This window comes from Pedobacter sp. AC163 (assembly GCF_979258665.1).
Genome location: NZ_OZ409872.1, coordinates 3,479,954 through 3,503,375 on the forward strand (window position 1 = coordinate 3,479,954; position 23,422 = coordinate 3,503,375).

Here is a 23,422-nt window from a genome sequence, read left to right on the forward strand (position 1 = left end):
ATTATTATACTAACTTTCTAAAATCTCGAGCTGAGTTAATACATCCTCTCTGGTAACAGGATAATCTTCCTGGTTTGTTAAAGCAAGATATGCAGCTTCAAAAAGAGGTAAATAACTTCCTAATTCTGATGGGATAATTTCTTCTGTTTTTTTTCCATCAGCGTCAATTGTAGTTAATAATCCTTCTTTTCCCGCTAATTCGATGCCGTAACCTTTATCGGTGAGTTTCATTCCAGCCAAAAGCTGCTCTTCCTGGATGTCGGCTCGTTGCTTTATAAAGCTACCATTTACGCCATGTAAAACGAAAGCCGCCTGCGGATCTACAACCAACATACTCGAAGTAACAAATACAAAAACGCTGTTGGGATAGCTAAGTTGAATGCTGAAATAATCATCAACTGCTGTGCCCACTCTATTTTTACCTAATATTTTATGGTAGCTAATTGGCTTTCCAAATAAGCTAATCACCTGATCTAAAAGATGTGGACCAAGGTCGTAAATTAAGCCGCTTGCTTCTACCGCCTGTTCTTTAAAGGCTTTTGGCCCAATCACATTTCTATAGCGATCGTAACGAAGATGCATTTCGTTTAATTTGCCAAGTTTACCACTCGCTAACACTTTTTTTACCGAGGTGAAATCGCTATCCCATCGGCGGTTTTGATAAAAAATGATTTGTTTACCAACTTCATCTGCCAATTGAAATAACTCCTTAGCTTGTGCAGATGTAGCTGTAAATGGCTTTTCCACTAAAATGTGTTTTCCTTTTAGAAGTGCTGCTTTAGCATGTTCATAGTGAAGGTTATTTGGTGTGTTTACCACAACCAATTCAATCTCTTCATCGTTCAATAACTCCTCAACACTGTTGTAACTTATAATATTTGGATAATCGTTTATTGCATTTTTTTTGCTTCGCTCTACAATCGCTTTTAAATTAAATCCGTGGTGAGCATTTAAAAATGGCGCATGAAATACCTTGCCCGACATGCCATAGGCCAATAAACCTGCAGAAATTATTTTATTAGAATCTGTTTTCATAGGTTATAAATGTAATTAAAATAAGTTTTTATGCGGTATTTGTAGCAGTTAGAATTAAAGTTTTACTTTTCATCATCAAAGTTTCACTTTCAGCTTGATTCTTTTAAATCTATCTTTGCAGCTATGAAACCATCGGAGATTAATGCCAAATGGAAAGTTTTACAAGAGCGGATTGCACAGGAATTTGATTCAGATTTTCCTGATTTAAAAGTGATGCTTTTCTTAATAGGCGTGCAGGAGTTAGGAAAAGGTCCAAAGAAGTATAGCAAGCGTCAAAAAGAAGAATTGATGCATATTGCTACTTGCCGCCTTTTAAGTGAGATGGATTTTTATGAATTGGAAGGCGTTGACCAAGACGGTTGGCCGCATTGGAAGTTGATAAAAGCCATTCCACCTTATACGATGTTGGAGCAAGAAATGCTCATGAAATCATTGGTGATTGGTTATTTTGATGATATATATTCTTAAACACTTTCAAGAAGGAAATCGCCACTTATCCCTAATTTGCTATGCAATGCTTTTAAAAATGGAACATCAGGCTCACGTTTTCCATTCAATATTTGAGAAAGCTTTGGCGCCCCCAAGCCTAACATCTCGGCTAGTTTAACTTGGTTAATATTTAATTCGTTGATTTTATGCTGCACAACAGCATTTATGGTTAATGGTAAAGGCATTATTTTCAAAACATTATCCTCAAACTGCTCTGCTAACAGACTAAGGTTTTCTAATTCTGTACTTTCTACTGTAGAAAGTGAATGAAATCCACCGTTTGTGGTTGCTTTAGAAATTAATTTTTCTATCAGTTCCATTACTGAATTATATTGTGCCTGATTTCTAATCTTATCTAACATGTTGTTTAATTTAAATTAATGAACAATCAATTTTATCATATTCTGTATGGGTGCCTACAAAACGAATGTAAACGGTACGTATATCAAAAAATATCATCGCAACAATTCTGAAATCATTACCTTTTATATTAAATACATACCTATCATTACCTACATAATCTACGCTATTGAAGTCATTTTTAAGATCTGCAAATTTATTCCAATCAGCGTTTTTCGCCACTTAATACCAATTGTTTAATGCTGATACAGATGATGGATACTTTTCGGCAAATAACAAAAGCGTTTTCTTAATAAGTATTACCATATTGCAAATATAAGCAAATTTCATAAAATAAAATAAATTTCGTATTCTGAAATTATCGAAGCTTAACTAAAAACAAAAAACCCCGATGTTTTAGCATCAGGGTTGGATATATAATGACCTCATAGGTAGAGGGAATATGCAAATATTATCCTTGAGATTTTGCTGTGTTTTTCAATGCATCATTTGCAACAATTACAATCTCAACACGACGGTTAGCTGCACGACCAGCATCAGTATCGTTATCTGCAATTGGTTCTGCAAAACCTTTACCAATGGTTACTAATCTAGAAGCCGGAACACCTTGAGAAACTGCATAAGCTTTAACTGCTGCTGCTCTTCTTTCTGATAAACCCATGTTATATTGTTCTGTACCACGGCTATCAGTATGGCCAATTACTTTAATATCAGTATCAGGATATTGATTTAAAGAAGCTGCTAAACTTTGAACATTTGTTTTTGCTGCATCTTTCAAAGCTGTTTTATCAAAATCAAATAAAATACCGCTGTCAAACTTTACAATAATACCTTCACCTTCGCGAATTACTTCAGCATTTGGAATTGCTTTTTGAATCTCAGCAGCCTGTCTGTCCATCCTGCGACCAATAAAAGCCCCAGCTGTACCACCAATAGCACCACCGATTAACGCACCAACAGCTGTATTACCAGCTTTTTTGCCAATTAACGCACCTACTACACCACCTGCAGCAGCACCTATACCAGCACCTTTTTGTGTTTTAGTTAAACTATCACAACTTTGGAATGCCATCGAACCCACTGCTAACCCTATACTTAATGTTGCTATTTTTACTTTTGAAATACTCATAATAATCTAGATTTATAATTCTACAACTCGTATTCAAACACGATGCCAAAAAATAACCCAATCTTATTTTAATTGAATTTTAATGTTTTAGCACCTGTTAAAATATTATCATGTATAAAAAAAGAGCTATGTTTAATCATAGCCCTTCTTATCTGTATCATTCTTAGTACAAAATCTAAGCGGAGAAGTAACTCTCCAATTCTTTTAGGGTGTTTTCATCTGTTTTAAAATCTTTGATTACTTTGCCTTTTTCTACCAAAATGATTCTACTGCAAACATCTGTAACATGGTTTAAATCATGACTAGAAATAAAGGTAGTCATGTTGCCAGGGTAAGTTTTCAAAAGCTGTTTCAACCTGATCTGAGTAGTCGGATCGAGGTTAGCGAAAGGTTCATCCAATATCAGGAGTTCAGGTTTCTGCATCAATGCCGCTGCTATACCTACCTTATTTTGGTTTCCTTTACTAAAATCGCGGATATACTTTCCACTATTCAAAATTTCTCCATTGAAAAAATCTGCATATTGGGTTAAGTAGGCTCCAACATCTGCTACACTTAAGTTATTTAAGCTTCCAATAAAGGTGAAATATTCTTCAGGGGTTAAATAGTCTATTAAAAAACCTTCATCTAAAAATGATGCGGTATAATTTTTCCAATCATCACCGTCTGCTACGTTTTTATCTTTCGATAACACTTCACCTTCCGTTGGGCGAATTAAATCTAAAATCATTCGGAAGAATGTCGTTTTACCAGCGCCGTTATTGCCGACTAAACCAATGGTTTCGCCAGCTCTAATTTGTACATGATCAATGTTTACAACTGTTTTATCGCCATAAACTTTCTTTAATTTTTTTACCTCTAGTATCATAATTATTCTCTAAAGCCTTCGGCTATTTTATAACGTTGTTTTTCAAATTTTGCAGTAATCAGGTTAACCCAGAAACCCCTCATCAAAAGCATCAATACTCCGAAGGCGCCTATGGTAAATAATCCCCAATAGGGAAGATCTAATAAGCTAAAAGGTAAATACATCAACATGGGTGTTAGCGCATAGGGAAACATGAGTAACCATTGTGTGGCTCCTGTACCTTGATAATTAAAGCTTGCAGCTTTGGTAATATCTATTCGTTTATAATTGAATGTGGCTAAATAAAGTACTATTACTGTACCAAAACCGATGTTATACAGGTAACAAACTAAATGCATCACGACCAGTTTCCAGCTCATGAAGCCATAAAATGTAGAGAGTAAGCTGATGATGGTAGAGCCGATAGTGAATAGCAAAAACTTTGCTTTTATAAAATTTTTAAAGTTTATTTTGTTGCTTAACAATCCATCAAAATGTGAACTTTGCCAGGCAAACATAAATTGCCCGTAAATAATGATAGATACGCCTGTCATGAAAATACCTGCAAACATCATCTTACCAAACGAATCGGTGTCGATTAGTTTTTGTCTATAGAAAAAGAACCCATATAGCAGAAAAAATAAGCCAAGAATCACTGATGAACGGGAGCGTTTGTGGCGCAAAATAAGTTTTAATTCCAGGGCCGCTAACTCTCCAACTTTGCCGAAACGATTTAAGAAGGCATAGTCAGTACTCACTTTTTTCTCTTGCTTGGTGCTTAATTCTTCGACGTATAAGTTCTTTAATAAGAAGTCAGAATTAATTTTAAAAACCGCGAAAGCGAGTATGGTGAATGCGAAACCCAGGTATGGGCGTTCGCCAATGGCCCTGAAAACTGTATCGGAAACACTAATTAATGAAATGATTTTGAAATACTCTAAAGCACCGAAAATAGCAATCAATATAAAGCCGCCCAAAGTGTAAAGCACATTGGTAATTGATTTTCTTTTGATATAGAGAATTAAGTAGTTATTGAAAACGGTAATGGAAAGTATGGCTACTACATACATTAAGGCAGCAAAAGCGCCATATTCATCAATTATTTCTGTAAAGATGAAAGGGAAAAATAGAAAAATCGGCCAGAGATTAAAAGCTGAAAAAAGTGCTTTAATATTCAAAAAACCGATGATTTTATACTTCGGGACTTTTAAATGCAAGTAAGGAATAATGCTTAAGGTAGGGAGTTCTTGTAGCTGCAAACGCATTACGAAGTCAAAAGCGAAATAATACAGGATTATTCCATTAAAACTGGTCAGGATATCTACGCCTTTAAAAACTTTAGGTAGGAAGATATTCATTCCAAAACCAATTCCAACGGCAACAGCCAGGAAATACAGCATGAAAAATCCCAGTAAAATTTGAGTAGCGATACTACCGCCACGATTTCTGGATCGCCAAAAGGATTTCCTTTGATGGCTCAAAAAAGTACTCAGCATATATAAGTTTAGTATTAGTTTCTATCTATTAGTTAACGTTTTCCTTCAAATGTTACACTAATAATTGTATTTGTCTTTCCAATTTTGTTTCAGCTTTTCTCGAAGCTTTTCTTCTGCCGGGTTTTTCCCTGGGTCGTAAAGTTTTGTGCCACTTAATTCGTCCGGAAAATATTCTTGTGGCTCAAAATTCCCTTCATAACCATGCGAATATTTATAGTCTTTTCCATAACCAATGTTCTTCATCAACTTTGTTGGCGCATTGCGAATGTGTAGAGGAACAGGCAGGTTTCCGGTTTGCTTTACTAGTGCTTGTGCATGATTAATGGCTTCGTAAGATGCATTGCTTTTAGCCGAACTGGCCAAATAGGTTACGCATTGCGATAAGATAATTCTGGCTTCGGGATAGCCGATTACGTTTACAGCGGTAAAACAATTGTTGGCCAGGAGCAAAGCATTTGGATTGGCATTTCCAATATCTTCTGAAGAAAGAATTAACAATCTTCTGGCAATAAAAAGCGGATCTTCACCACCTTCAATCATTCTGGCTAGCCAGTAAACTGCTGCATTTGGATCGCTACCACGAATAGATTTTATAAACGCTGAAATGATATCGTAATGTTGTTCACCTGCTTTATCGTACAGGGCCAGATTTTGCTGTGCATGCGCCAAAACATTTTCATTTGTTAAGGTTATTTTATCGCCGCCGATACCGTTAATGGCAATTTCTAAAACATTTAAAAGCTTTCTGGCGTCGCCGCCACTTAAGCGAATTAAAGCTTCGTGCTCTTTAATAGTGATTTTTTTTGCCGCAAGAATATCGTCCTTCTTTATTGCGGTTTGTAGCAAACCTGCGAGCTCTTCTTCAGTTAAGGATTTCAAAATATAGACCTGGCAACGGGAAAGCAAAGCGGAAATCACTTCAAATGAAGGGTTTTCTGTGGTGGCGCCGATTAGCGTTACCAATCCACGTTCTACAGCACCTAGCAGACTATCCTGTTGCGATTTGCTAAACCGATGGATTTCATCTATGAACAAAATAGGCAAACCCAAAAAACTGTCTTTTAAGGCTGCGGCTTTATCAATCACTTCTCGTATATCTTTAACTCCGCTATTGATTGCACTGAGGTTAAAAAACGGTCGATCTAAAGCCTGAGAAATGATATAAGCTAAAGTGGTTTTGCCGACTCCGGGAGGTCCCCAAAAAATCATTGATGGCAATTGACTACTTTCAATCGCTTTGCGCAAAACCGCACCTGTACCCACCAAATGTTTTTGCCCTACATATTCATCGAGGTTTTGAGGGCGCATTCTTTCGGCTAAAGGGGCTTGATTCTGCATAATTGTAAATATATAAAATTTGATTATTTTGGAGACGGATTCTTACTAACAACTGATTGGCATTTAGCCGAAAGCGAAATAACCTTCATGTTTTATCTTTGGAGTATAAGCAATGCACTATCTAGATGGCTGCGGGCAAAAAATATCTCTTTCTTAATCGCGAAATTCTGCCATTAGCTTACTCCTCTATTTTTGAATGATGTTTGGTGTCTTTCATGGTTGTATACAAAATCAATGAAATTAAAATGCAACCTGTAACATACCAATAGAAGTAATTTTCGTGGCCGATATTTTTAAACCAAAGTGCAAAATACTCGGCTGTACCGCCAAAAATGGCTACGGTTAAAGCATATGGAAGTCCTACGCCCAAAGCTCTAATCTCTGCCGGAAATAGTTCAGCCTTTACTACGGCATTTATACTGGTGTATCCACTCACAATGATTAAAGCAGCAATCATTAATAAGAAAATAATAGTTGTGTTGGTTTCGCTGGCTAAACCAGTTAAAATAGGAACGGTACAAACAGAACCTAAGACGCCAAAACCAATTAATAACGGTTTCCTGCCAATTTTATCAGATAATAAGCCAAACAATGGTTGCAAAATAGCAAATACTAAAAGCGAAATAAATGATAACGTTGTTGAAGTTTCTTTGCTTAAATGAACAGTATTAACTAAGAATTTTTGCATGTAAGTACTGAAAGTATAAAAGGCAATTGTTCCACCCAGTGTTAAACCAACAACCGTAAAAACTTCTTTCGGATATTTCATCAGCACAGCAATTCCACCTTTTTTTGCTTCTTTATCTTTGCTTTTGAAAGCTGAGGTTTCGGCAATATGTCGTCTTAAATAAAGTGCAATAAAGGAAAGTATAGCACCAATAAAAAATGGTATTCGCCAGCCCCAATCATGGAGTTGTTCTGGAGTAAGCAACCAGTTTTGCAAAATTAATTGGATACCCAAAGCCAGTAACTGACCGCCAATAAGGGTTACATATTGAAAGCTCGAATAAAAACCACGGTGTTTTTTGGAAGCCATCTCACTTAAATAAGTAGCAGAGGTTCCGTATTCTCCGCCCGTACTTAAACCTTGAATTAGTCTTGCAAAAACCAAAAGCAATGGTGCTAAAATGCCAATTTGCTTATAACCCGGTGTCAACCCAATAATTAAGGAACCGATTGCCATGATGAAAACTGATAATGCCATAGCGGTTTTTCGGCCTTTTTTATCGGCAATGCTACCAAATAACCACCCACCGATTGGTCGCATTAAAAAGCCTACTGCAAAAATTCCGGCTGTATTTAGGAGTTGAGCAGTAGGATTGCTGTTAGGGAAAAAAACGGGAGAAAAATATAACGCAAAAGCAGAATAAGTATACCAATCGTACCACTCTACTAAATTGCCCACAGAGCCACCGAAGATAGATTTTAACCTGTGTTTAACGTCATTCATGTCTTCGGACGGAAAATCATTTCTGGATTTATTCATATGCTTACTGTGAAAGAATGATTGTTTTTTAAACAAACGAGTTAAACACTAAGTGGTAAGTTTTGTTTAATTTGTAAGATAGTTTTAGAATAGTTGATTTGCAAGAAAGTATTCAAAAAATTAAGTCACCAATTTCTAGCACCCACTTATTAAATTAAGCATGAAAGATAACTTTTCTACCCAGTCTGCTGAGTATGCCATCTATCGACCAACATATCCTCAAGAGCTATATGATTACCTTTTCAATTTGGTGAACAACAAAGATGCCGCATGGGATTGCGCAACAGGAAATGGACAGGTTGCCAGGGTTTTAGCACAGCATTTTAAGTCAGTATATGCGACCGATATTAGTGAGCAACAGCTTAAACAGGCGCTTAAAATGCCAAATATTGTGTACGACGTAGCGCCTGCTGAAAAAATAAATGTTCCCGATCAAAGTTTTGATCTTGTGACGGTAGCGCAGGCAATCCATTGGTTTAATTTTGAAGCATTTTATTCTGAAGTGAAACGAACACTCAAGCCCAATGGCTTACTGGCCGTAATTGGTTACGGGATCATGTTTATAGATAAAAAGGTTGATAAAGCCATTCATAAGCTTTACGAAGATATTTTAGGTAAATATTGGGATAGCGAACGGAGGTATATTGAGGAAGGATATAAAACCATTCCATTTCCTTTTGAAGAAATCATTGCACCGCATTTTCAAATTAAAACCAAATGGACTTTCAATCAGATGATTGGCTATTTGAATACCTGGTCATCTCTTCAACATTACAAGAAAGCAAATGATAGAAATCCTTTAGAATATATGTTTACGGAACTGAAAGAGGCTTGGGGAAACGATGCCACCAAAGATGTGCATTTCCCAATATTATTGAGGGTAGGGAGATGAGCATCAAGCTAAAATCGATTGCAAAAAAAAATCCTCCAAAAGTAATTTGGAGGATTTTATATTTTTAGTCTTCGGCTACGCCCAGACTGACATTTTTAAATTATTTTGTAGCGTACATTACTTCTTTAACCGCTTTAACAACTCTATCTGCATTTGGTAAACTAGCAGCAATTAAAGTTGGCGAGTATGGAAGTGGAACATCAGCGCAAGTGATACGTAAAACCGGTGCATCTAAATAATCGAACGCTTTTTTCTGAACCATAAAAGCAATCTCACCTGAAAGTGATGCCAATGGCCAAGCTTCTTCTACCACTACTAAACGGTTGGTTTTCTTAACAGATTCGATAATCGTGTCGTAATCGATTGGGCGAACAGTACGTAAATCAATTACTTCTACATTGATTCCCTCTTTTGTTAATTCCTCTACTGCTGGATTAACTACACGAGTTAACATTTTACCGAAAGTTACGATAGTTACATCTGTACCTTGTTTAGTTACATTTGCTTTACCGAATTCGATATAATATTCTTCTGCAGGAACGTCACCTTTATCGCCATACATTACTTCCGATTCCATGAAAATAACTGGATCCGGATCGATGATTGCTTGTTTTAATAAACCTTTTGCATCATAAGGAGTTGATGGAACAACAACTTTTAAACCTGGGGTATTTGCAAACCAGTTTTCGAAGTTTTGAGAGTGTTGTGCACCTAATTGACCGGCGTTACCTGTTGGACCGCGGAAAACCATTGGGCATGAGAACTGACCACCACTCATTGATAAAATTTTAGCAGCACCGTTGATAATTTGATCGATAGCTACTAATGAGAAGTTGAAAGTCATGAACTCCACAATTGGAATAAGGCCTGCTGTTGCAGCACCAGTTGCAATACCTGCGAAACCAAGTTCGGCAATCGGGGTATCGATAATACGTTTTGCACCAAATTCATCAAGCATGCCCTGACTTACTTTGTACGCTCCGTTATATTCTGCTACTTCTTCACCTAATAAAAAAACGCGGTCATCTTTGCGCATTTCTTCTTGCATGGCTTCACGTAGTGCTTCTCTAAATTGGATTTCTCTCATTGTAAATTTTAATAACGGTGGCAAATATAATTATTAATCGCTACCAAACCAAAGGGAATTAAACCTCTATATTGTAATAATTATGGTTGATAATGGTGATTTTTAAGGCTTTTTGGATCGAGCTTGTACGTCTGTTTTACATTAGCTAAAATAATATTTTGTAATGCTTCCACTAAGCTTGTTTTTGTATCAGGTTTTTGGTTTTTCTCGAAACTTCCCTATCTGCGTCTGTAATTTCGTTGTATTAATAAAGTTTAGTGATTCGGATTCAATAATCCATAAATCTCACTATCTAAAAACTGGCCTCTGAAATAAAAATCTTGTTTAAAGTGAGCCTCTTTAACAAAGCCATGTTTGATAAGCATTTGCCTGGAAGCATCGTTTTCTACATTGATATTTGCTTTAATGGTATGCAGATTGATGTATTCAAAGCCAAAATCAATTGTTCTTTTTAGCGCTTCGGATATTATTCCTTTTCTCCAGTAGTCGGGGTGTAGCATATAGCCGATTTCTGCCCTGTGATTGGCAAAATCAGTTCTCCAATATCCAATGGAGCCAATCATTTCATCAGGATTTTCTTTTAATGCGATTACCCAAGCCAAATTATCACCATTTTCGAAACCCTGATTTAATGTGGTTATAAATGTTTGAATGTCCAATAAATCTTGAGGTCTTTCTCGGTCGATGTATTTCATTACCGTTTCATTGGTACGCATTGCGAATAAAGTTTCCGCGTCAGATAGCGAATGTTCACGAAGAATTAATCGTTCGGTTTCGAGTATTGGAAATTTGGTGAAGTTGAGGGTAAGCATTTTTAAATTTAAGTGTTTAACCACAAAGGATGCAAAATATTTAAAAAAATGATCGTCATTGCGAGGCACGAAGCAATCCTAATGCTGTAGGTTTATTAGTGAACGTTTTAAGATTGCTTCGTGCCTCGCAATGACGATGAGGCTATGGATTTTTGGTTTAGACTTTCTTCTTTAGTCTTTAAGCTTTTCTTTTACCTCCCAAAAAGTGTTGTATAAATAGAATAAACATAATTTCCAGAATTTTGACTGGCTCTAAAAGGAATACTATAATCGAATAATTCTTTCAGCTTTCTCCTCAATGCATTTAAAAAGGCGTGTTTTTCTGATGCGAGAAATTCATTTCGTAACAGGCCGCCTTTGCCAGTAAAATGGATCCCATCTTTACTCATTGTTTTGACTACATAAAGATTCGGTTCCACATTTTCGTTCTTCGATATTTGCTCGTACACGTGAGTATAAAAGAGCGTTTGAATAAGCGCTTTGTTAATGTTGCCACAATCCGTATCGAAACACTCTTCTATGGAAGAATACTTGAGTTTATCGCTTCCCGTTTTATAATCCACAATTCTATAGCCACCACTTTTCAAATCAACGCGATCGATAATGCCGTAAAGCTTAATGTGTTGGTTTTTGCCATTCGCTTCAAAGCTAAATTCGACATTGCCCTTTTGCTCTAAGCCAATTAAAGTAAATGGTGCATCTTCGGTATCCTGTTTTAAAATAATATTGATATACTCGTTTACAATAGCGAACACAATTTTTTCCATCCCATTTAATTTAATTGTTTTGGCTAGTCGTTTTACATGGGTCAGGCGGATCTCTTTTGGTTCTTTTTTATCGCCGTATAAAGAATCGGCAAAGCCTTCAATAATTAGTTCGGGAATATCTTTTCGCTTCTCTTTAATTCTTTCTGCCGTAATTTCTGGCGATACGATGCGCAGCTGTTCGTAAAATTGCTCCATCGCATAATGCAGAATTAAACCAACTTTATAGGCTTCTACAGTCTCTTCCACTTCTTTTGGCTCTTCAATTCCGGCAATGTATTTATAAAAGAAATCGATTGGATTGGAGATATAGGTGGTTAAGGCCGAAGCAGAAAGGTATTTTTGTCCCGAAAGGTATTTGTTTAAAACTTCCTGAACCTTTTCCGATTTTAAAACAACCTCCTCACGTTTGAGCTCCGTTTTAACAGCAAGCTGAAGCTCCTGATGATTGAAATTAAATCCGCTTTCATATTCTAATTGCTTAATAAATCTGGAGGGTTCGCCGCTGTTACTTTCATCAGTTAAACTGTTATAAACAAAATCTAGATTTTGAGCCCGTTGAATTAAACGATAAAACATGTAAGCTGAAATGGCGTCTTGATTTTCAAGCACTGGTAAACCATAAACCCTCCTTAAGCTATCAGGAATAAAGGTAGTCGAGGTAGAAGCTTGCGGAACAATCCCCTCATTTAAACCCAAGATAATCACCCGATCGAAGTTTAGGTTTCTACTTTCCAGCAAGCCCATAATCTGAATTCCACTCAGGGGATCTCCTTCCAAGGGAACCGCAATTTCTGCCAGCGATTTTTGGATCAGCGAAAGCACAAAACTAAGCTCTATTTCCTTGTTGTACTTATCGATATGGTGCTGTAAAGTATCCTGCAAACGGTTAAGTTCCTGAATGGTTTTGCCAAATAATTCAGCATCAATCTTCTTTAAACTTTTGCTTGCGAGCTCACGATGTAAAACATAATCCAGTAACTCATTTAATATAGTGACTGTGTTAGTTGTAGAATGTATAGGCTCAAAAAACTTCGCTAACAAACCGCCTTGTCGCGTTAGGCGCTGGTATGGAATTTCTGCAAGCTGCTCCTTAATTAATGCATCGATTATTTTCGGACGCATGATTTCGCTTATTCCGGTTAACGGATGCGATAAAAAAGCTTCAGCAGTTTGATATTTAATCGTTTTTTTTGCGCTTAATTCAGATTGAACTGTTAACCATAAATCGGCCAGACCATACAATGAAGAATTGGCCAGGCCAAAACCCATGGTAATATTTACATCTATTTTTTTATCCTCAATAGTTGATGGAATGGTTTGCATTAAAGGAATTAGCAAACTTTCATCTGCTAAAATAATCGCTGTAGAAGTTATGGCTTGATTATTTAAAATCATTTCTTTTTCCTTAGCCAGCAATTCATTTACAATTTTTGCCTGTGCCGTTTGCCCTTGCACTTTAAATACATTTACCGCTCTTGGTGATGTTTTGATGAAGCCGGTTTCATTTGATAATTGGTTGATCAGGCCTATCTGCTTTAAGTTTCGTCTTAAAAACAATCCCGATTCCTGCATCTCATCTTCCAGGTAATAACTATCCGTATCGAAATAAAAGATCGCTTTATCCTCATCCTGCCAGCGTTTAAATGCCTTGGCTTCTGCTTTGCTTAGTGCATTGAACCCAATAAACACTAGTTTTTTTCCAGTGTATTTAGCCGTAAAATCGATTTCGTTTGTACCCTCGCCGATGTTTTTATACAAGCGGGCCATGGTAATAAAATCTTTGGTTTTTAACTGTTGATGGAATTCATTGTACAATAGAGGCATTCGATGCCACATCCGGATAAATAGCTCTTGCTGTTTTTTAAATTTTCCTTCGGAATAAGATTGCCAGAACTGCGATAAAAAGGCTTTTTGCTCTGCCGTTAAGAAATCGAACTGCTGGTTAATCACCGCAATATCTTCCAGTTCTGTAAACAGCCTGGTAGCGTCAACCAGATCATTATCAATCTGACTAAAATCGCCTAAAATAATTCGGGCAATGTTATGGAATTTTGCAATAGAGGGCAGTTTTTCAATGCCTTCGTTTTTTAAAAGCTGAATGTAGCAGTCGTAAAGGGTGAAAAACTGGGTATAATGATCGGCGATTTTTAGCGGTGTTGCCTCTGCAAAAAATTCAGAAACTGTGTAAAATGAAGGACTCCAAAACGGTTTCTGATAAATGTCGGCAAGGTGCTTTTGTAAATACGCAGTTGGGCGCTTATTGTTAAACACAATGGCACAATCTTGCAAATTCTGACCAAACTTAGCTACTAAATCTTTGGCAACATCTTGTAAAAATGGGTTCATATTTTAAACAGCTTTTAGTTTGCCTAAGGTGGCGTAAAACAAATACGGTTTAACATCCTGGTAGCCCATAGCCTCTATTAAGTTTTTGTAATTGGTGATTTGAGCAATATGACTTTGGCTTTCCTCAGCTGTGAATTTGTAATCGATAATAGAAACTTTTTCTCCATTTAACACCAGCTTGTCTGGCCGGTAGGTTTTACCGTCAATACCAACAATCGATTTTTCATTAATTTGATTGGCATTTTGACTTAGTAATGCGCTCAATTCTGGGTGGGCCAAAACCGATGATGCCTGTGTAATATAATCATCCTTCTCCTCTTCGAGTATCAATCCCTCCAAAATCAATTTCTCAACGATGTCTGCAATTTCATCAGCTTTATTTACTTCAGCCAAAATTAAATGCAGGTTACTCCCTTTCTTGCCAGATTTGGTAATATTATCTATGTATCGTTGTGGCCGGTTCTCGCTTTCTTCGTATACATCTTCCAACCGATCAGTTGTAGGGTAGGCTGTTAAGTTCAATGCCTTTAAACTCTCCATGCCATCGCCTTTGGTTGAAAAGGTGCCAATTGCGATTTCATCAGTATGTTCGAAATCTTGTTCATAAGCACTAAAAACAGCATCGCCAATGTGGCTTAGTGAAGGTTTCTTCTTGCCTGAAAAAGAAATGTATAGATAATCTTTAGCCCTTGTAGTAGCCACATAAAGGCTATTTAAAGCATCCATATAATTCATCAAAAGTTCTTCCAGATAGTATTTTGCTACGGATGAACCTTTTAAGCTGCTCGTAAATTGAAGCGGAACACTCTGCAAATCGGCGTAAGGCGTCCCTTCCATGGGTACCCAAAAAGCGTTGTTGGCTTTTCCACCTAATGGCCACTCGCAAAAAGGAATAAATACCGCTCTAAAAGCCAAGCCTTTTGATTTATGGATGGTCATCACCTGGATGGCATTTGCAGTTTCGGGCGACGGTAGGTTTTTGTTATGTCCTTCTTCTTCCCACCAATCTAAAAATGAGGAGATGCCTTTTTCGCCCTGACGCGATGCTTTATTGGTTAAATCTCTAAATGCCAACAGATAAGGTAAAAATGGGTTAATTCCGTTTTTATGATAGGTGTCTAATTGGAAAGCCTTAATTATTTTCTCTATTAGTTCCGAAACGGGAAGTGCCATCCAGCTTTTATAATTAAGACAAAAATCTGCAGGCAAAACATGTTGCAGGTTTTCCATCGAGGTGTCCTTCAGTCCAAAATAATGATCGCCATTAATGGGGTTTTCATGCAGTTGGGCATATAAGGCAATACAATTTGCTTTATACAAAGCAGAATTGGCTGGACTAACGACTAATAATTTCAGCAAGTTAATGATGAGTTTGATCGCCGTACTATTTGCGATTTTTAAGGCTTCGCCAGATATTACGTCCAGACCAGCTTCCATTAGTGCGTTTACCACTTCTGTTGCTTCTGCGTTAGAACGCACCAAAATCCCTATTTCGCGTTGCTGATAAGCTTTTTCATTTATTAAAAGTCTTACCTCATTAAGCATTTCTGCCAATGAGGCTTGCTTTTTGTTTTCAGGTTCTGCATCGGTAACAATGGTTTCGACGATTCCATCACTGTTGGCTTTTGGTTTATCGAATTCAATTTTTTTGATTTTGATAATGCCGCCTTTGGTAGTTTTAGGATGCGTATTTTGTTCAACACCTTTATAAATATTAGTGATGATGTTGTTGTATTGATTAGTTGGATGGTTCCAGAAACCGTTTAACAATTCATCCTCAGCTGGAATTTCACTATTGATTTTATCTTGTAAGAACACCGCCAGTTTTTGGTAAAGCTGGTTATTGAAGTTGATAATTTCTTCGGTACTGCGGTAGTTTTCTAAAAGTTTATCTTCGAAAACGTTATGTTCTTGCAAATTTGATTTGGCTTTTTGATGTAATAATTTATAGTCGCCATCTCGCCAGCGATAAATAGATTGTTTGGCATCTCCCACGATTAAATGGTCATGGAGTTTTCCGTTGTGGGTAGAAACAGCATTATCAACCAGTGGAAAAAAACTATCCCATTGGTTACTGGAAGTATCCTGAAACTCGTCGAAGAGAAAATTCCTGTACCGGTTTCCCATTTTCTCCCAAATAAAGGATGGGTTTTCACCAGCATCCTGGGCTATTCCATTTAGCAACTTTTGCGCATCGCTGATTAAAAGGGTTTCATTTTCTTCCCGATATTGGGTAAGTAAAACCGCTATTTCTTGCATTAAGCGTAAAAAATATCCATTTCTGATAAACGCCTTAGCTAAAGTATAGTCGCCAATTCCTGTGCCGTAGATGTTTGCAATTTGATGTAAAATCGGGTTGATTTCACTGTAAAGTTCGTTTGATTTTCCTTTCGGAAACCAATTTTCTTCATCATCAGTAAGTTTTAGCACTTTCTCCACGTCAGCAAAGTTGCCCGTCATAATGCTTCTAAACTTTAATAACGGTGAACGACTTTTACCCTTAAAGTCATCAGCAGAAAAACCGCTTACTTCAATAATTCCGAGTGCCGTTTCGGCCAGATCGACTAAATCGGTTTCAAATTTTTTAATGAGATTTTTAGAGAAATCGATGTATTTTTTAAAAACGATATCAGTGTTTTCAGTTCCAAAACTATTTACAGCCACTTCAAAAGATGAAAACTTATCTTTAAAAACTTCGCTTACCAGATTTAAAAGCTCTGTATTGTAATTCCATGATTTATTGTTGCTTATCCTGTCTAATGCCAATTCTACTATCCATTGCAATAAGTTATCTTTCTCATCAAGCAATTTTTCCAGTTTTGCAGTCAGTTCCTTTTTTACCTTTTCGGTATTCATTTCCAAACTGTAGCCACTTTCCAAGCCTAATTCAAAAGCAAAACCACGAATTACTTTTTGTACAAAACCATCAATTGTACTCACCGAAAAGCGACTGTAATCATGGAGGATTTTTCTATAGATGGCGTCGGCTTTGAGCTTTAAGCTTTCCGCGTTTAGTTCTGGATGCGATGCCAGAACTAGCACACGGTAGTCTTCGATCTTTCTTGATGCATCGCCTTTGGCAAAACCCAGCAATACCTCTAAAATACGCGTTTTCATTTCTTCAGTAGCCTTATTGGTAAAGGTTACAGCTAAAATTTCGCGGTATTTATTGTCGCCAGAAAAAAGTAAAGTAAGATAATGTGCGGTTAAACTGAACGTTTTACCTGAACCTGCGGCAGCTTGAAGAATTTTTACGGGTTGTGGCATGAAGTGATCTTGTTTCGGAATTTTAAACTTACAACAATTTAAAATTTTCCAGAAATGAGAATATCAACAATCACATCAAAACCTATTGTCTGTTCTATATTAGAAAACAGATCTAAGAAATTTTCTTTTTCTTTTTTGCCAGAACTTTACGACTAATCCTTGCTGGCCGCTCCGCCATTTCTATTGAAAGCCCGAGTAAATCTCTAATTACTACCGATGCACAAGCACCGCCAAATGCAGCAGGAAGATAGGAAACGGTGCCATAAGCAGAACGTTTGAAATTACTTCCATCAGTCATAATCATTGAATTTTTGTCCATTTCTTCGGTAGAAAAAACGGCCTTAATTTTATCTGCACCAACCAATTTATTCAACCTTTTACGAACATAGCTGGCAAAAACGCATTGGTAAGTGTCGGGTAGCATCGTAATGCTCAATTTAGTGGGGTCAATTTTGCCGCCAGCGCCCATCGAACTTACAATGGGAATATTTTTTTCCAGCGCAGTAGAAAGCAAGGTGATTTTTGGCATGACGCTATCAATGCAATCCATGATGTAATCAAACTTGGACTCTAAAATTTCACGACATTTTTCTGGGGTGAGAAAGGTATTTACAACATGTAGTTTCAATTCGGGATTGATTGCCAATAAACGATCTTGCATAATTGCCGCCTTACTTACACCATGGTTGGTAGCCAGAGCAGGCAACTGCCGGTTGCGATTGGTAGGGTCAACCACATCGCCGTCAACAATCGTCATTTCGCCAATACCAGAGCGGCAAATGAATTCTGCTGCAAAAGAACCAACGCCTCCTAAACCGATCACTAATACGTGTTTCGATTGTAATTTATCGATTCCATCATTGCCAAGTAAAAGGGCGGAGCGAGAAAGCCAGTTTGTATCAGACATTTTGCTTAATTTTTTCCCACAGATAAAAAGGATGAACACAGATATTAAATTTTTAATCTGTATTGCAAATCTGCAATTAATTTATTTTTTTATTGCTACGGAAACACTGATTAACATGGAATTTTTTTCTGTGAGTTTGTGCTTCCGTGGCTGATTATTTTTAAACACTTTAAAAAAAGAACACTATAACTAGTGTTTATCTGTGTCCATCTGTGGTTTATTAAAATAAATTCAATTTCTTCCAGTCCGCAAAAATACGTGCTTTCAATTCATCAACAGAACATTTTTTCAAATTTGCTACTGCTTCATAAATTTCTTCAATTGTAGTTTCAGCATCATCAGTTTCCAAAAAGAAGTTGTCCGTTTCTTGGATCAGCTTTTGCGCACCCGAATTTTCCTGTAAAATGGCTGAGCCAAAAGAGAGCAGAAATCCTTTAGAGATTAGCTGTTTCCCCACCTCGGCCTTCTTGTTAAAACCATGAATAATCATTGGAACTTTCACATTCAAACGATTTTTGATTTCGATCAATTCTGAATAGGCTTTTACGCAGTGCAAAATAAGTGGTTTATTTAGCGCCTCTGCAATAGCTATCTGACTTTCTAAAATAATCAATTGATTCGCCAGGTTTTCGCCCTTCAGTTTATCTAAACCGCATTCGCCGATCAATTTCACGTTTTTCTGCCTGGCCAAAACACTTAAATATTTCATTTGGATTTCGAGCTTTTCTAACGTTGCATACCATGGGTGCAAGCCAATAGAAATTGGCTTGGTTTTAGGCATCGCCAGGAAAATATCGCTAGTAAGTGAAAGACTTTGAATGCTGGTTACACCTTTTGTCTGCGATGCTTTATGCGTATGTAAGTCTAAAAAATCCATTATTTTAACAAAGATATGCAATTGAAAAATGTATTCCTTCTGTAAAGAATCTGCTGGTAATCTATTAATCTGGTCGACTTTATTATTTTTGCGTTATTATAATGACATCATGAAAAAATTACTAATCATATTAACTGCTGTATTTATTTCAAGTGCAGCATTTAGTCAGGCAAAAAAAGAAGGTGTTCATATTTACAACCCTGAGGCAAATGCTTTGGCCGACCTAAAAGCTGCCACTGAAAAAGCTGCAAAAGCAAATAAACATGTTTTGGTGCAGGTTGGTGGAAATTGGTGCAGTTGGTGTATTGCTTTTCATAACCTGGTTGATACAACTGCGGTTTTAAAACAAACCATCAACGACAATTATGAATATGTTTTAGTAAACTGGGATAAAGATCACCATAACGATGAGGCGATGAAATACTTAGGATTTCCTAATCGCTTCGGTTATCCAGTTTTTGTGGTTTTGGATGGCAAAGGAAAAGTGCTTCATATCGAAAACTCATCTTATCTTGAAACCGACGAAATTGGTGCTAATGGAAAGAAAAAAGTAGGACATGATGTAAAGAAAATCACCTCCTTTTTAAAGGGATGGACGGTTGCTGCGGTTAATCCAGAAACCTATAAACCGAAAGCAAAATAAAGTAGAAGGTAAGCCGGGGATAGAACTCACGTTTAAATAAAAAGCCGCAGATTTGCAGAATTAAATCTGAAAATCTGCGGCTTTCTTTTTAGTCATCCAATTCATCTTCATCCGTTAAGTCATCTACGTTTAATTCGTATGATGATCTTGAGGCTTCATCTGCTTGTTCCAATAAGTCTTTATCGTGTTCTATATTGGAATCGTCGCCATCTAATTCATTGATGTTTTCTGTATCGTCCTCTCTGCGTAAAGCATCGTTCGGATCGTTCGAATAATCTTCGTCTTCTGGGTCTATCATAATTTTTGAGTTTTATAAATAGATAATGATCTGGATTAGAAAATTGTTTTAACTTTTTGAGTTTCGAAGATATTATTAGTTATTTAAGTAAATCTAAGATACTCAGCACTGTCAGTTTTTTCTGCTCACCGCTTTGCATGTCCTTTAGTGTCAACTCGCCGCTTGCAATTTCATCGCCACCAATTAAAACTACAAAAGGAATATTTTTGGCGTCAGCATAGGCCATTTGCTTTTTCAGCTTCGCTGATGTAGGATAAAGCTCGGTTGCAATTCCTGCATTTCGGAACTGTTGTAAAATAGGCAAGGCAAACTTTTCTGCTTCAGCATCGAAATTACTAAGTAACACTTTCGTTCCAATCTCTGCTGATGCAGGGAAAAGATTCAGTTCTTCCAAAACATCGTAAATTCTGTCTGCACCGAAAGAAACACCAACTCCTGTTAAATCTTTCAGCCCAAACATACCTGTTAAATCATCATACCTACCTCCACCACCGATGCTGCCCATGGCAACTTCGTTGGTTTTAACTTCAAAAATACAGCCTGTATAATAGTTTAAGCCACGAGCCAAAGTGATATCTAACTCAAGTTTTGCGGTAAGTGGTAAAGCATAAGAAATTAAGCTTTCTACATAATCAAAAACTTGTTCGATTTCTGCAATGCCTTTCAAGCCGGTTTCAGATGTTGCTAAAACTTCTTTTAAACTTCTTAATTTCTCTTCGTTAGTGCCTTCTAACAAAATAACCGGACGAAGCTTTTCCAAATCATCCTCTGTAAAACCACGTTCTAGCAACTCTTTACTTACACCATCTAAACCAATTTTATCTAGTTTATCGATGGCGACAGTCATATCAATAATCAAATCAGGTTTACCTATAATCTCGGCGATACCTGATAGAATTTTTCTATTATTAATTTTTACGGTGAAATCTTTCAATCCTAATTTGGCCAAAGCTTCATTGTAAATCAGGATGAATTCTGCTTCGTTTAACAAGCTTTCTGAACCCACAACGTCTACATCACATTGGTAAAATTCGCGGTATCTTCCTTTTTGTGGCCGGTCGGCTCTCCAAACCGGTTGCACCTGAAAACGCTTGAAAGGTAAAGTAAGCTCGTGTTGATGCATCACTACATAACGAGCGAATGGAACGGTTAAATCGTAGCGAAGTGCTTTTTCGGAAATTAATGGAATCAATTGATTACTGTTGTCATCCTGAGCAAAGTCGAATGATTTCTTCTTTGCATCTTTTAAATATTCTCCGCTATTCAGAATTTTAAAGATCAATTTGTCACCTTCATCGCCATATTTTCCGGTTAAGGTAGATAGGTTTTCAAAACTTGGTGTTTGAATTTCTGCGTAACCATATTTCCTGAAAACCGATTTTATGGTATCGTAAATAAAGTTGCGTTTCACCATTTCAACAGGCGTAAAATCGCGAGTGCCTTTTGCTAATGAGGGTTTAATAACTGACATAGCCGCAAAAGTACAAAAATGTAAGATGTAAACCTCGCAGGTTTTTAAAACCTGCGAGGTTTGTTAAAAGGCAACTTGATTCCTGGTATGTTTTATTGGTAAGAACTAGAGAATTCGTCATTGCGAGGCACGGTTTATCCCGATTTTTCGGGAAAGCAATCTTAACGCACTCGCTATGATTTAATTTTTATTACAGAGATTTCTCCGCTTCGGTCGAAATCAAAGGTGTTTAAAGGCAAAAACTAGGGAAATTAGATAATACTTATTTATTTCAATAATTAATTTTATCACAGAGAATGAATAGAAAGCTAACATGCTAAAAAACCAGGGGATTTCAAACTTGCTTTTTGTATATTTACCTATGATGATTAAAGAGGAAGAATTATTAAAGTTAAATGATGCTGAGAAATTAGCTGTCATTAATCTTTTGCAATCCAGTTTATTTAATAGCAACTATACGGTAACGGAAGAGCAGCTGCATATTGTAGAAGAGCGATTAGAAAAAATTGAAAAGGGGAATACTAAGTTTTATACTGCCTCCGAATTTCAAGACAAACTCAAGCAAAGAAAATCTTGATTTACAGTTTAGAGATAAGCGACGATGCGCTGACAGATGTCTTTAAAATCTTGGATTACTACGACGAAATATCTGAGAAATTATCTAACAGATTTGAATTCGACTTTAATAGTCGAATAAAATACCTTTCCGGATATCCTGAAAATTTCCAAATCAGATATCTAAAGAAAATGAGAGTAGTTCCCTTAACAATCTTCCCTTACGGAATTCATTTCTATGTTAAAGATGATACTATTTTTGTTGTGGCTGTCTTCCATTATAGCCTAAGTCCTAAGAAATGGAAACGTGGATGAGGTTGACCCTTTAACTGTTGTTCCTTTTTACAAGATAAACGATTAACCAAACGATCAATCCTATTGGTACCATTAATAAAATGCAAACCACAAGAAGTATAATTATTTCTGGAGTTCCCAACATTGCAGCATGTGCAAAGTTTATTAAGCAAACTAAACTGAAAGTTAAATAGAGCGATTTTAGCGTTTTCATAATTTAAATATAATGAAAATTTTGCTATCGGCTAATGTCCTCACCTGCCGAAACATAATTTGCTAGCTTATTTCCCCAAAATGGCTTTAACCATCTCCCTATTCGGTTTCGAAACCGGAATTTTATCGCCGTTGTTCATCAATAAAGTTCCACCATCTTCTTTCAGCCAGCTTTTTACAAACTTGGGGTTGACCAAATGGCTTTGATGCGACCTCACAAAACCTTGCGGTTTTAATAAATCAGAATATTCTTTTAGCGGTTTTGAGATTAAAATTTTCTCACTACTTGATAAATGAAAAAATGTGTAGGTATTATCTGCAACGCAACGTACAATATCATCAACAGAAACATAACGGATTTCGTGCTGCTGTGGTAAGGCGATTTTAGGAACAGCAGGCTCGCTACGTTTAATTTGATTGAGCAAAAAATTGAGTTGTTCACCGTTCACTTTATTTGAAATTCGGTTTTCCGCTTTTGAAACAGCAACCATCAATTCATCGGAATCGACGGGTTTGAGGAGATAATCCAGCGCAGCAAACTTTACCGCTTGAATCCCATAATTATCGTAAGCGGTAACAAAAATAACTTCAAAAGATTTATCGACAAGCTGGTTTAACAGGTCAAAACCAGTGGTTTTACCCATCTGAATATCAAGGAAAAGTAAATCAGGGCGATGCAGATTTATTTTTTCAAAGGCATCATTAATGTTGTTGGCAATTGCAACAACTTTCACCTTAGGGCAATTTTTCGCCAACAAAACCTGCAGGTTTTCTAAATTTGCCAGCTCATCATCTACTAAAATCGCCCTCATT

The 23,422-nt window shown here is 36.8% G+C and carries 21 protein-coding genes; 4 read left to right on the top strand and 17 right to left on the bottom strand.

All coding sequences use genetic code 11. The features are described 5' to 3' along the window. Positions 1-9 precede the first annotated feature (9 nt). Complete coding sequence (locus ACZZZK_RS15015) at positions 10-1,035, bottom strand: Gfo/Idh/MocA family oxidoreductase (RefSeq protein ID WP_463484849.1); 1,026 nt, start codon at positions 1,033-1,035, stop codon at positions 10-12. 123 nt (positions 1,036-1,158) lie between these two features. Here ACZZZK_RS15015 and ACZZZK_RS15020 point away from each other — a divergent pair, with 123 nt between their 5' ends. After that, the gene (locus tag ACZZZK_RS15020) at positions 1,159-1,503 is read left to right on the top strand and encodes a hypothetical protein (RefSeq protein WP_463484850.1); all 345 of its coding nucleotides are present in this window, start codon (positions 1,159-1,161) and stop codon (positions 1,501-1,503) included. Here the strand turns inward: ACZZZK_RS15020 and ACZZZK_RS15025 are convergent. From ACZZZK_RS15025 to ACZZZK_RS15055, 7 genes are all read right to left on the bottom strand, one after another. Continuing rightward, complete coding sequence (locus tag ACZZZK_RS15025) at positions 1,500-1,886, bottom strand: helix-turn-helix domain-containing protein (RefSeq protein WP_463484851.1); 387 nt, start codon at positions 1,884-1,886, stop codon at positions 1,500-1,502. The two genes, ACZZZK_RS15020 and ACZZZK_RS15025, sit on opposite strands and share 4 nt — an antisense overlap. A gap of 10 nt (positions 1,887-1,896) precedes the next feature. Continuing rightward, positions 1,897-2,106, bottom strand: coding sequence for a type II toxin-antitoxin system HigB family toxin (locus ACZZZK_RS15030; RefSeq protein WP_463484852.1), 210 nt, complete (start codon positions 2,104-2,106; stop codon positions 1,897-1,899). Between the two features lie 229 nt (positions 2,107-2,335). Further along, positions 2,336-3,013, bottom strand: a complete 678-nt coding sequence (locus ACZZZK_RS15035; protein ID WP_463484853.1) for an OmpA family protein — start codon at positions 3,011-3,013, stop codon at positions 2,336-2,338. A gap of 175 nt (positions 3,014-3,188) precedes the next feature. After that, complete coding sequence (locus ACZZZK_RS15040) at positions 3,189-3,881, bottom strand: ABC transporter ATP-binding protein (protein WP_056848199.1); 693 nt, start codon at positions 3,879-3,881, stop codon at positions 3,189-3,191. Between the two features lie 2 nt (positions 3,882-3,883). After that, a complete protein-coding gene (locus ACZZZK_RS15045) occupies positions 3,884-5,356 on the bottom strand; it encodes a DUF5687 family protein (RefSeq protein WP_463484854.1) in 1,473 nt (490 codons plus the stop codon). A 57-nt stretch (positions 5,357-5,413) separates the two neighbouring features. Then, complete coding sequence (locus tag ACZZZK_RS15050; RefSeq protein WP_463484855.1) at positions 5,414-6,694, bottom strand: replication-associated recombination protein A; 1,281 nt, start codon at positions 6,692-6,694, stop codon at positions 5,414-5,416. A gap of 178 nt (positions 6,695-6,872) precedes the next feature. Beyond that, complete coding sequence (locus ACZZZK_RS15055; protein WP_463484856.1) at positions 6,873-8,180, bottom strand: MFS transporter; 1,308 nt, start codon at positions 8,178-8,180, stop codon at positions 6,873-6,875. A 160-nt stretch (positions 8,181-8,340) separates the two neighbouring features. Here ACZZZK_RS15055 and ACZZZK_RS15060 point away from each other — a divergent pair, with 160 nt between their 5' ends. Next, positions 8,341-9,072, top strand: a complete 732-nt coding sequence (locus tag ACZZZK_RS15060) for a class I SAM-dependent methyltransferase (RefSeq protein ID WP_463484857.1) — start codon at positions 8,341-8,343, stop codon at positions 9,070-9,072. Positions 9,073-9,172: 100 nt separating this feature from the next. On the opposite strand, the gene ACZZZK_RS15065 is transcribed toward ACZZZK_RS15060, so the two are convergent. From ACZZZK_RS15065 to ACZZZK_RS15090, 6 genes are all read right to left on the bottom strand, one after another. Then, positions 9,173-10,159, bottom strand: coding sequence for a pyruvate dehydrogenase complex E1 component subunit beta (locus ACZZZK_RS15065; RefSeq protein WP_056848203.1), 987 nt, complete (start codon positions 10,157-10,159; stop codon positions 9,173-9,175). A 254-nt stretch (positions 10,160-10,413) separates the two neighbouring features. Further along, positions 10,414-10,971: a GNAT family N-acetyltransferase gene (locus tag ACZZZK_RS15070; protein ID WP_463484858.1), complete on the bottom strand. Its 558-nt coding sequence runs from the start codon at positions 10,969-10,971 to the stop codon at positions 10,414-10,416. Between the two features lie 191 nt (positions 10,972-11,162). Then, on the bottom strand, positions 11,163-14,084 hold the full coding sequence (locus ACZZZK_RS15075) for a PD-(D/E)XK nuclease family protein (RefSeq protein WP_463484859.1): 2,922 nt from the start codon (positions 14,082-14,084) through the stop codon (positions 11,163-11,165). A gap of 3 nt (positions 14,085-14,087) precedes the next feature. Next, entirely contained in the window at positions 14,088-17,351 is a 3,264-nt protein-coding gene (locus tag ACZZZK_RS15080) for a UvrD-helicase domain-containing protein (protein ID WP_463484860.1), read from the bottom strand. A gap of 112 nt (positions 17,352-17,463) precedes the next feature. Continuing rightward, positions 17,464-18,258 (bottom strand): tRNA threonylcarbamoyladenosine dehydratase, encoded by a 795-nt coding sequence (locus ACZZZK_RS15085; protein ID WP_463484861.1) that lies wholly within the window; start codon positions 18,256-18,258, stop codon positions 17,464-17,466. A 220-nt stretch (positions 18,259-18,478) separates the two neighbouring features. Continuing rightward, the gene (locus ACZZZK_RS15090; protein ID WP_463484862.1) at positions 18,479-19,135 is read right to left on the bottom strand and encodes a TatD family hydrolase; all 657 of its coding nucleotides are present in this window, start codon (positions 19,133-19,135) and stop codon (positions 18,479-18,481) included. A gap of 109 nt (positions 19,136-19,244) precedes the next feature. On the opposite strand from ACZZZK_RS15090, the gene ACZZZK_RS15095 reads away from it, so the two are divergent. Beyond that, positions 19,245-19,778, top strand: coding sequence for a thioredoxin family protein (locus ACZZZK_RS15095; RefSeq protein ID WP_463484863.1), 534 nt, complete (start codon positions 19,245-19,247; stop codon positions 19,776-19,778). An 88-nt stretch (positions 19,779-19,866) separates the two neighbouring features. On the opposite strand, the gene ACZZZK_RS15100 is transcribed toward ACZZZK_RS15095, so the two are convergent. Together ACZZZK_RS15100 and hisS are read right to left on the bottom strand one after the other, a co-directional pair. After that, positions 19,867-20,076, bottom strand: a complete 210-nt coding sequence (locus ACZZZK_RS15100) for a hypothetical protein (protein ID WP_463484864.1) — start codon at positions 20,074-20,076, stop codon at positions 19,867-19,869. A 79-nt stretch (positions 20,077-20,155) separates the two neighbouring features. Then, positions 20,156-21,547 carry a histidine--tRNA ligase gene (gene hisS, locus ACZZZK_RS15105; RefSeq protein ID WP_463484865.1) on the bottom strand — a complete coding sequence of 464 codons (1,392 nt, stop codon included), beginning with the start codon at positions 21,545-21,547 and terminating at the stop codon, positions 20,156-20,158. A 361-nt stretch (positions 21,548-21,908) separates the two neighbouring features. Here hisS and ACZZZK_RS15110 point away from each other — a divergent pair, with 361 nt between their 5' ends. After that, positions 21,909-22,124, top strand: a complete 216-nt coding sequence (locus tag ACZZZK_RS15110; protein WP_463484866.1) for an addiction module protein — start codon at positions 21,909-21,911, stop codon at positions 22,122-22,124. Positions 22,125-22,677: 553 nt separating this feature from the next. Here the strand turns inward: ACZZZK_RS15110 and ACZZZK_RS15115 are convergent. After that, entirely contained in the window at positions 22,678-23,421 is a 744-nt protein-coding gene (locus ACZZZK_RS15115) for a LytR/AlgR family response regulator transcription factor (protein ID WP_463484867.1), read from the bottom strand. Position 23,422 lies beyond the last annotated feature (1 nt).

Coding starts and splice junctions, on each gene's coding strand:
- ACZZZK_RS15085 (WP_463484861.1), bottom strand. CDS start 18,258: ATGTCTGATACAAACTGGCTTTCTCGCTCCGCCCTTTTACTTGGCAAT.
- ACZZZK_RS15100 (WP_463484864.1), bottom strand. CDS start 20,076: ATGATAGACCCAGAAGACGAAGATTATTCGAACGATCCGAACGATGCT.
- ACZZZK_RS15080 (WP_463484860.1), bottom strand. CDS start 17,351: ATGCCACAACCCGTAAAAATTCTTCAAGCTGCCGCAGGTTCAGGTAAA.
- ACZZZK_RS15070 (WP_463484858.1), bottom strand. CDS start 10,971: ATGCTTACCCTCAACTTCACCAAATTTCCAATACTCGAAACCGAACGA.
- ACZZZK_RS15060 (WP_463484857.1), top strand. CDS start 8,341: ATGAAAGATAACTTTTCTACCCAGTCTGCTGAGTATGCCATCTATCGA.
- ACZZZK_RS15090 (WP_463484862.1), bottom strand. CDS start 19,135: ATGGATTTTTTAGACTTACATACGCATAAAGCATCGCAGACAAAAGGT.
- hisS (WP_463484865.1), bottom strand. CDS start 21,547: ATGTCAGTTATTAAACCCTCATTAGCAAAAGGCACTCGCGATTTTACG.
- ACZZZK_RS15020 (WP_463484850.1), top strand. CDS start 1,159: ATGAAACCATCGGAGATTAATGCCAAATGGAAAGTTTTACAAGAGCGG.
- ACZZZK_RS15035 (WP_463484853.1), bottom strand. CDS start 3,013: ATGAGTATTTCAAAAGTAAAAATAGCAACATTAAGTATAGGGTTAGCA.
- ACZZZK_RS15040 (WP_056848199.1), bottom strand. CDS start 3,881: ATGATACTAGAGGTAAAAAAATTAAAGAAAGTTTATGGCGATAAAACA.
- ACZZZK_RS15065 (WP_056848203.1), bottom strand. CDS start 10,159: ATGAGAGAAATCCAATTTAGAGAAGCACTACGTGAAGCCATGCAAGAA.
- ACZZZK_RS15045 (WP_463484854.1), bottom strand. CDS start 5,356: ATGCTGAGTACTTTTTTGAGCCATCAAAGGAAATCCTTTTGGCGATCC.
- ACZZZK_RS15025 (WP_463484851.1), bottom strand. CDS start 1,886: ATGTTAGATAAGATTAGAAATCAGGCACAATATAATTCAGTAATGGAA.
- ACZZZK_RS15115 (WP_463484867.1), bottom strand. CDS start 23,421: ATGAGGGCGATTTTAGTAGATGATGAGCTGGCAAATTTAGAAAACCTG.
- ACZZZK_RS15075 (WP_463484859.1), bottom strand. CDS start 14,084: ATGAACCCATTTTTACAAGATGTTGCCAAAGATTTAGTAGCTAAGTTT.
- ACZZZK_RS15095 (WP_463484863.1), top strand. CDS start 19,245: ATGAAAAAATTACTAATCATATTAACTGCTGTATTTATTTCAAGTGCA.
- ACZZZK_RS15015 (WP_463484849.1), bottom strand. CDS start 1,035: ATGAAAACAGATTCTAATAAAATAATTTCTGCAGGTTTATTGGCCTAT.
- ACZZZK_RS15050 (WP_463484855.1), bottom strand. CDS start 6,694: ATGCAGAATCAAGCCCCTTTAGCCGAAAGAATGCGCCCTCAAAACCTC.
- ACZZZK_RS15055 (WP_463484856.1), bottom strand. CDS start 8,180: ATGAATAAATCCAGAAATGATTTTCCGTCCGAAGACATGAATGACGTT.
- ACZZZK_RS15110 (WP_463484866.1), top strand. CDS start 21,909: ATGATGATTAAAGAGGAAGAATTATTAAAGTTAAATGATGCTGAGAAA.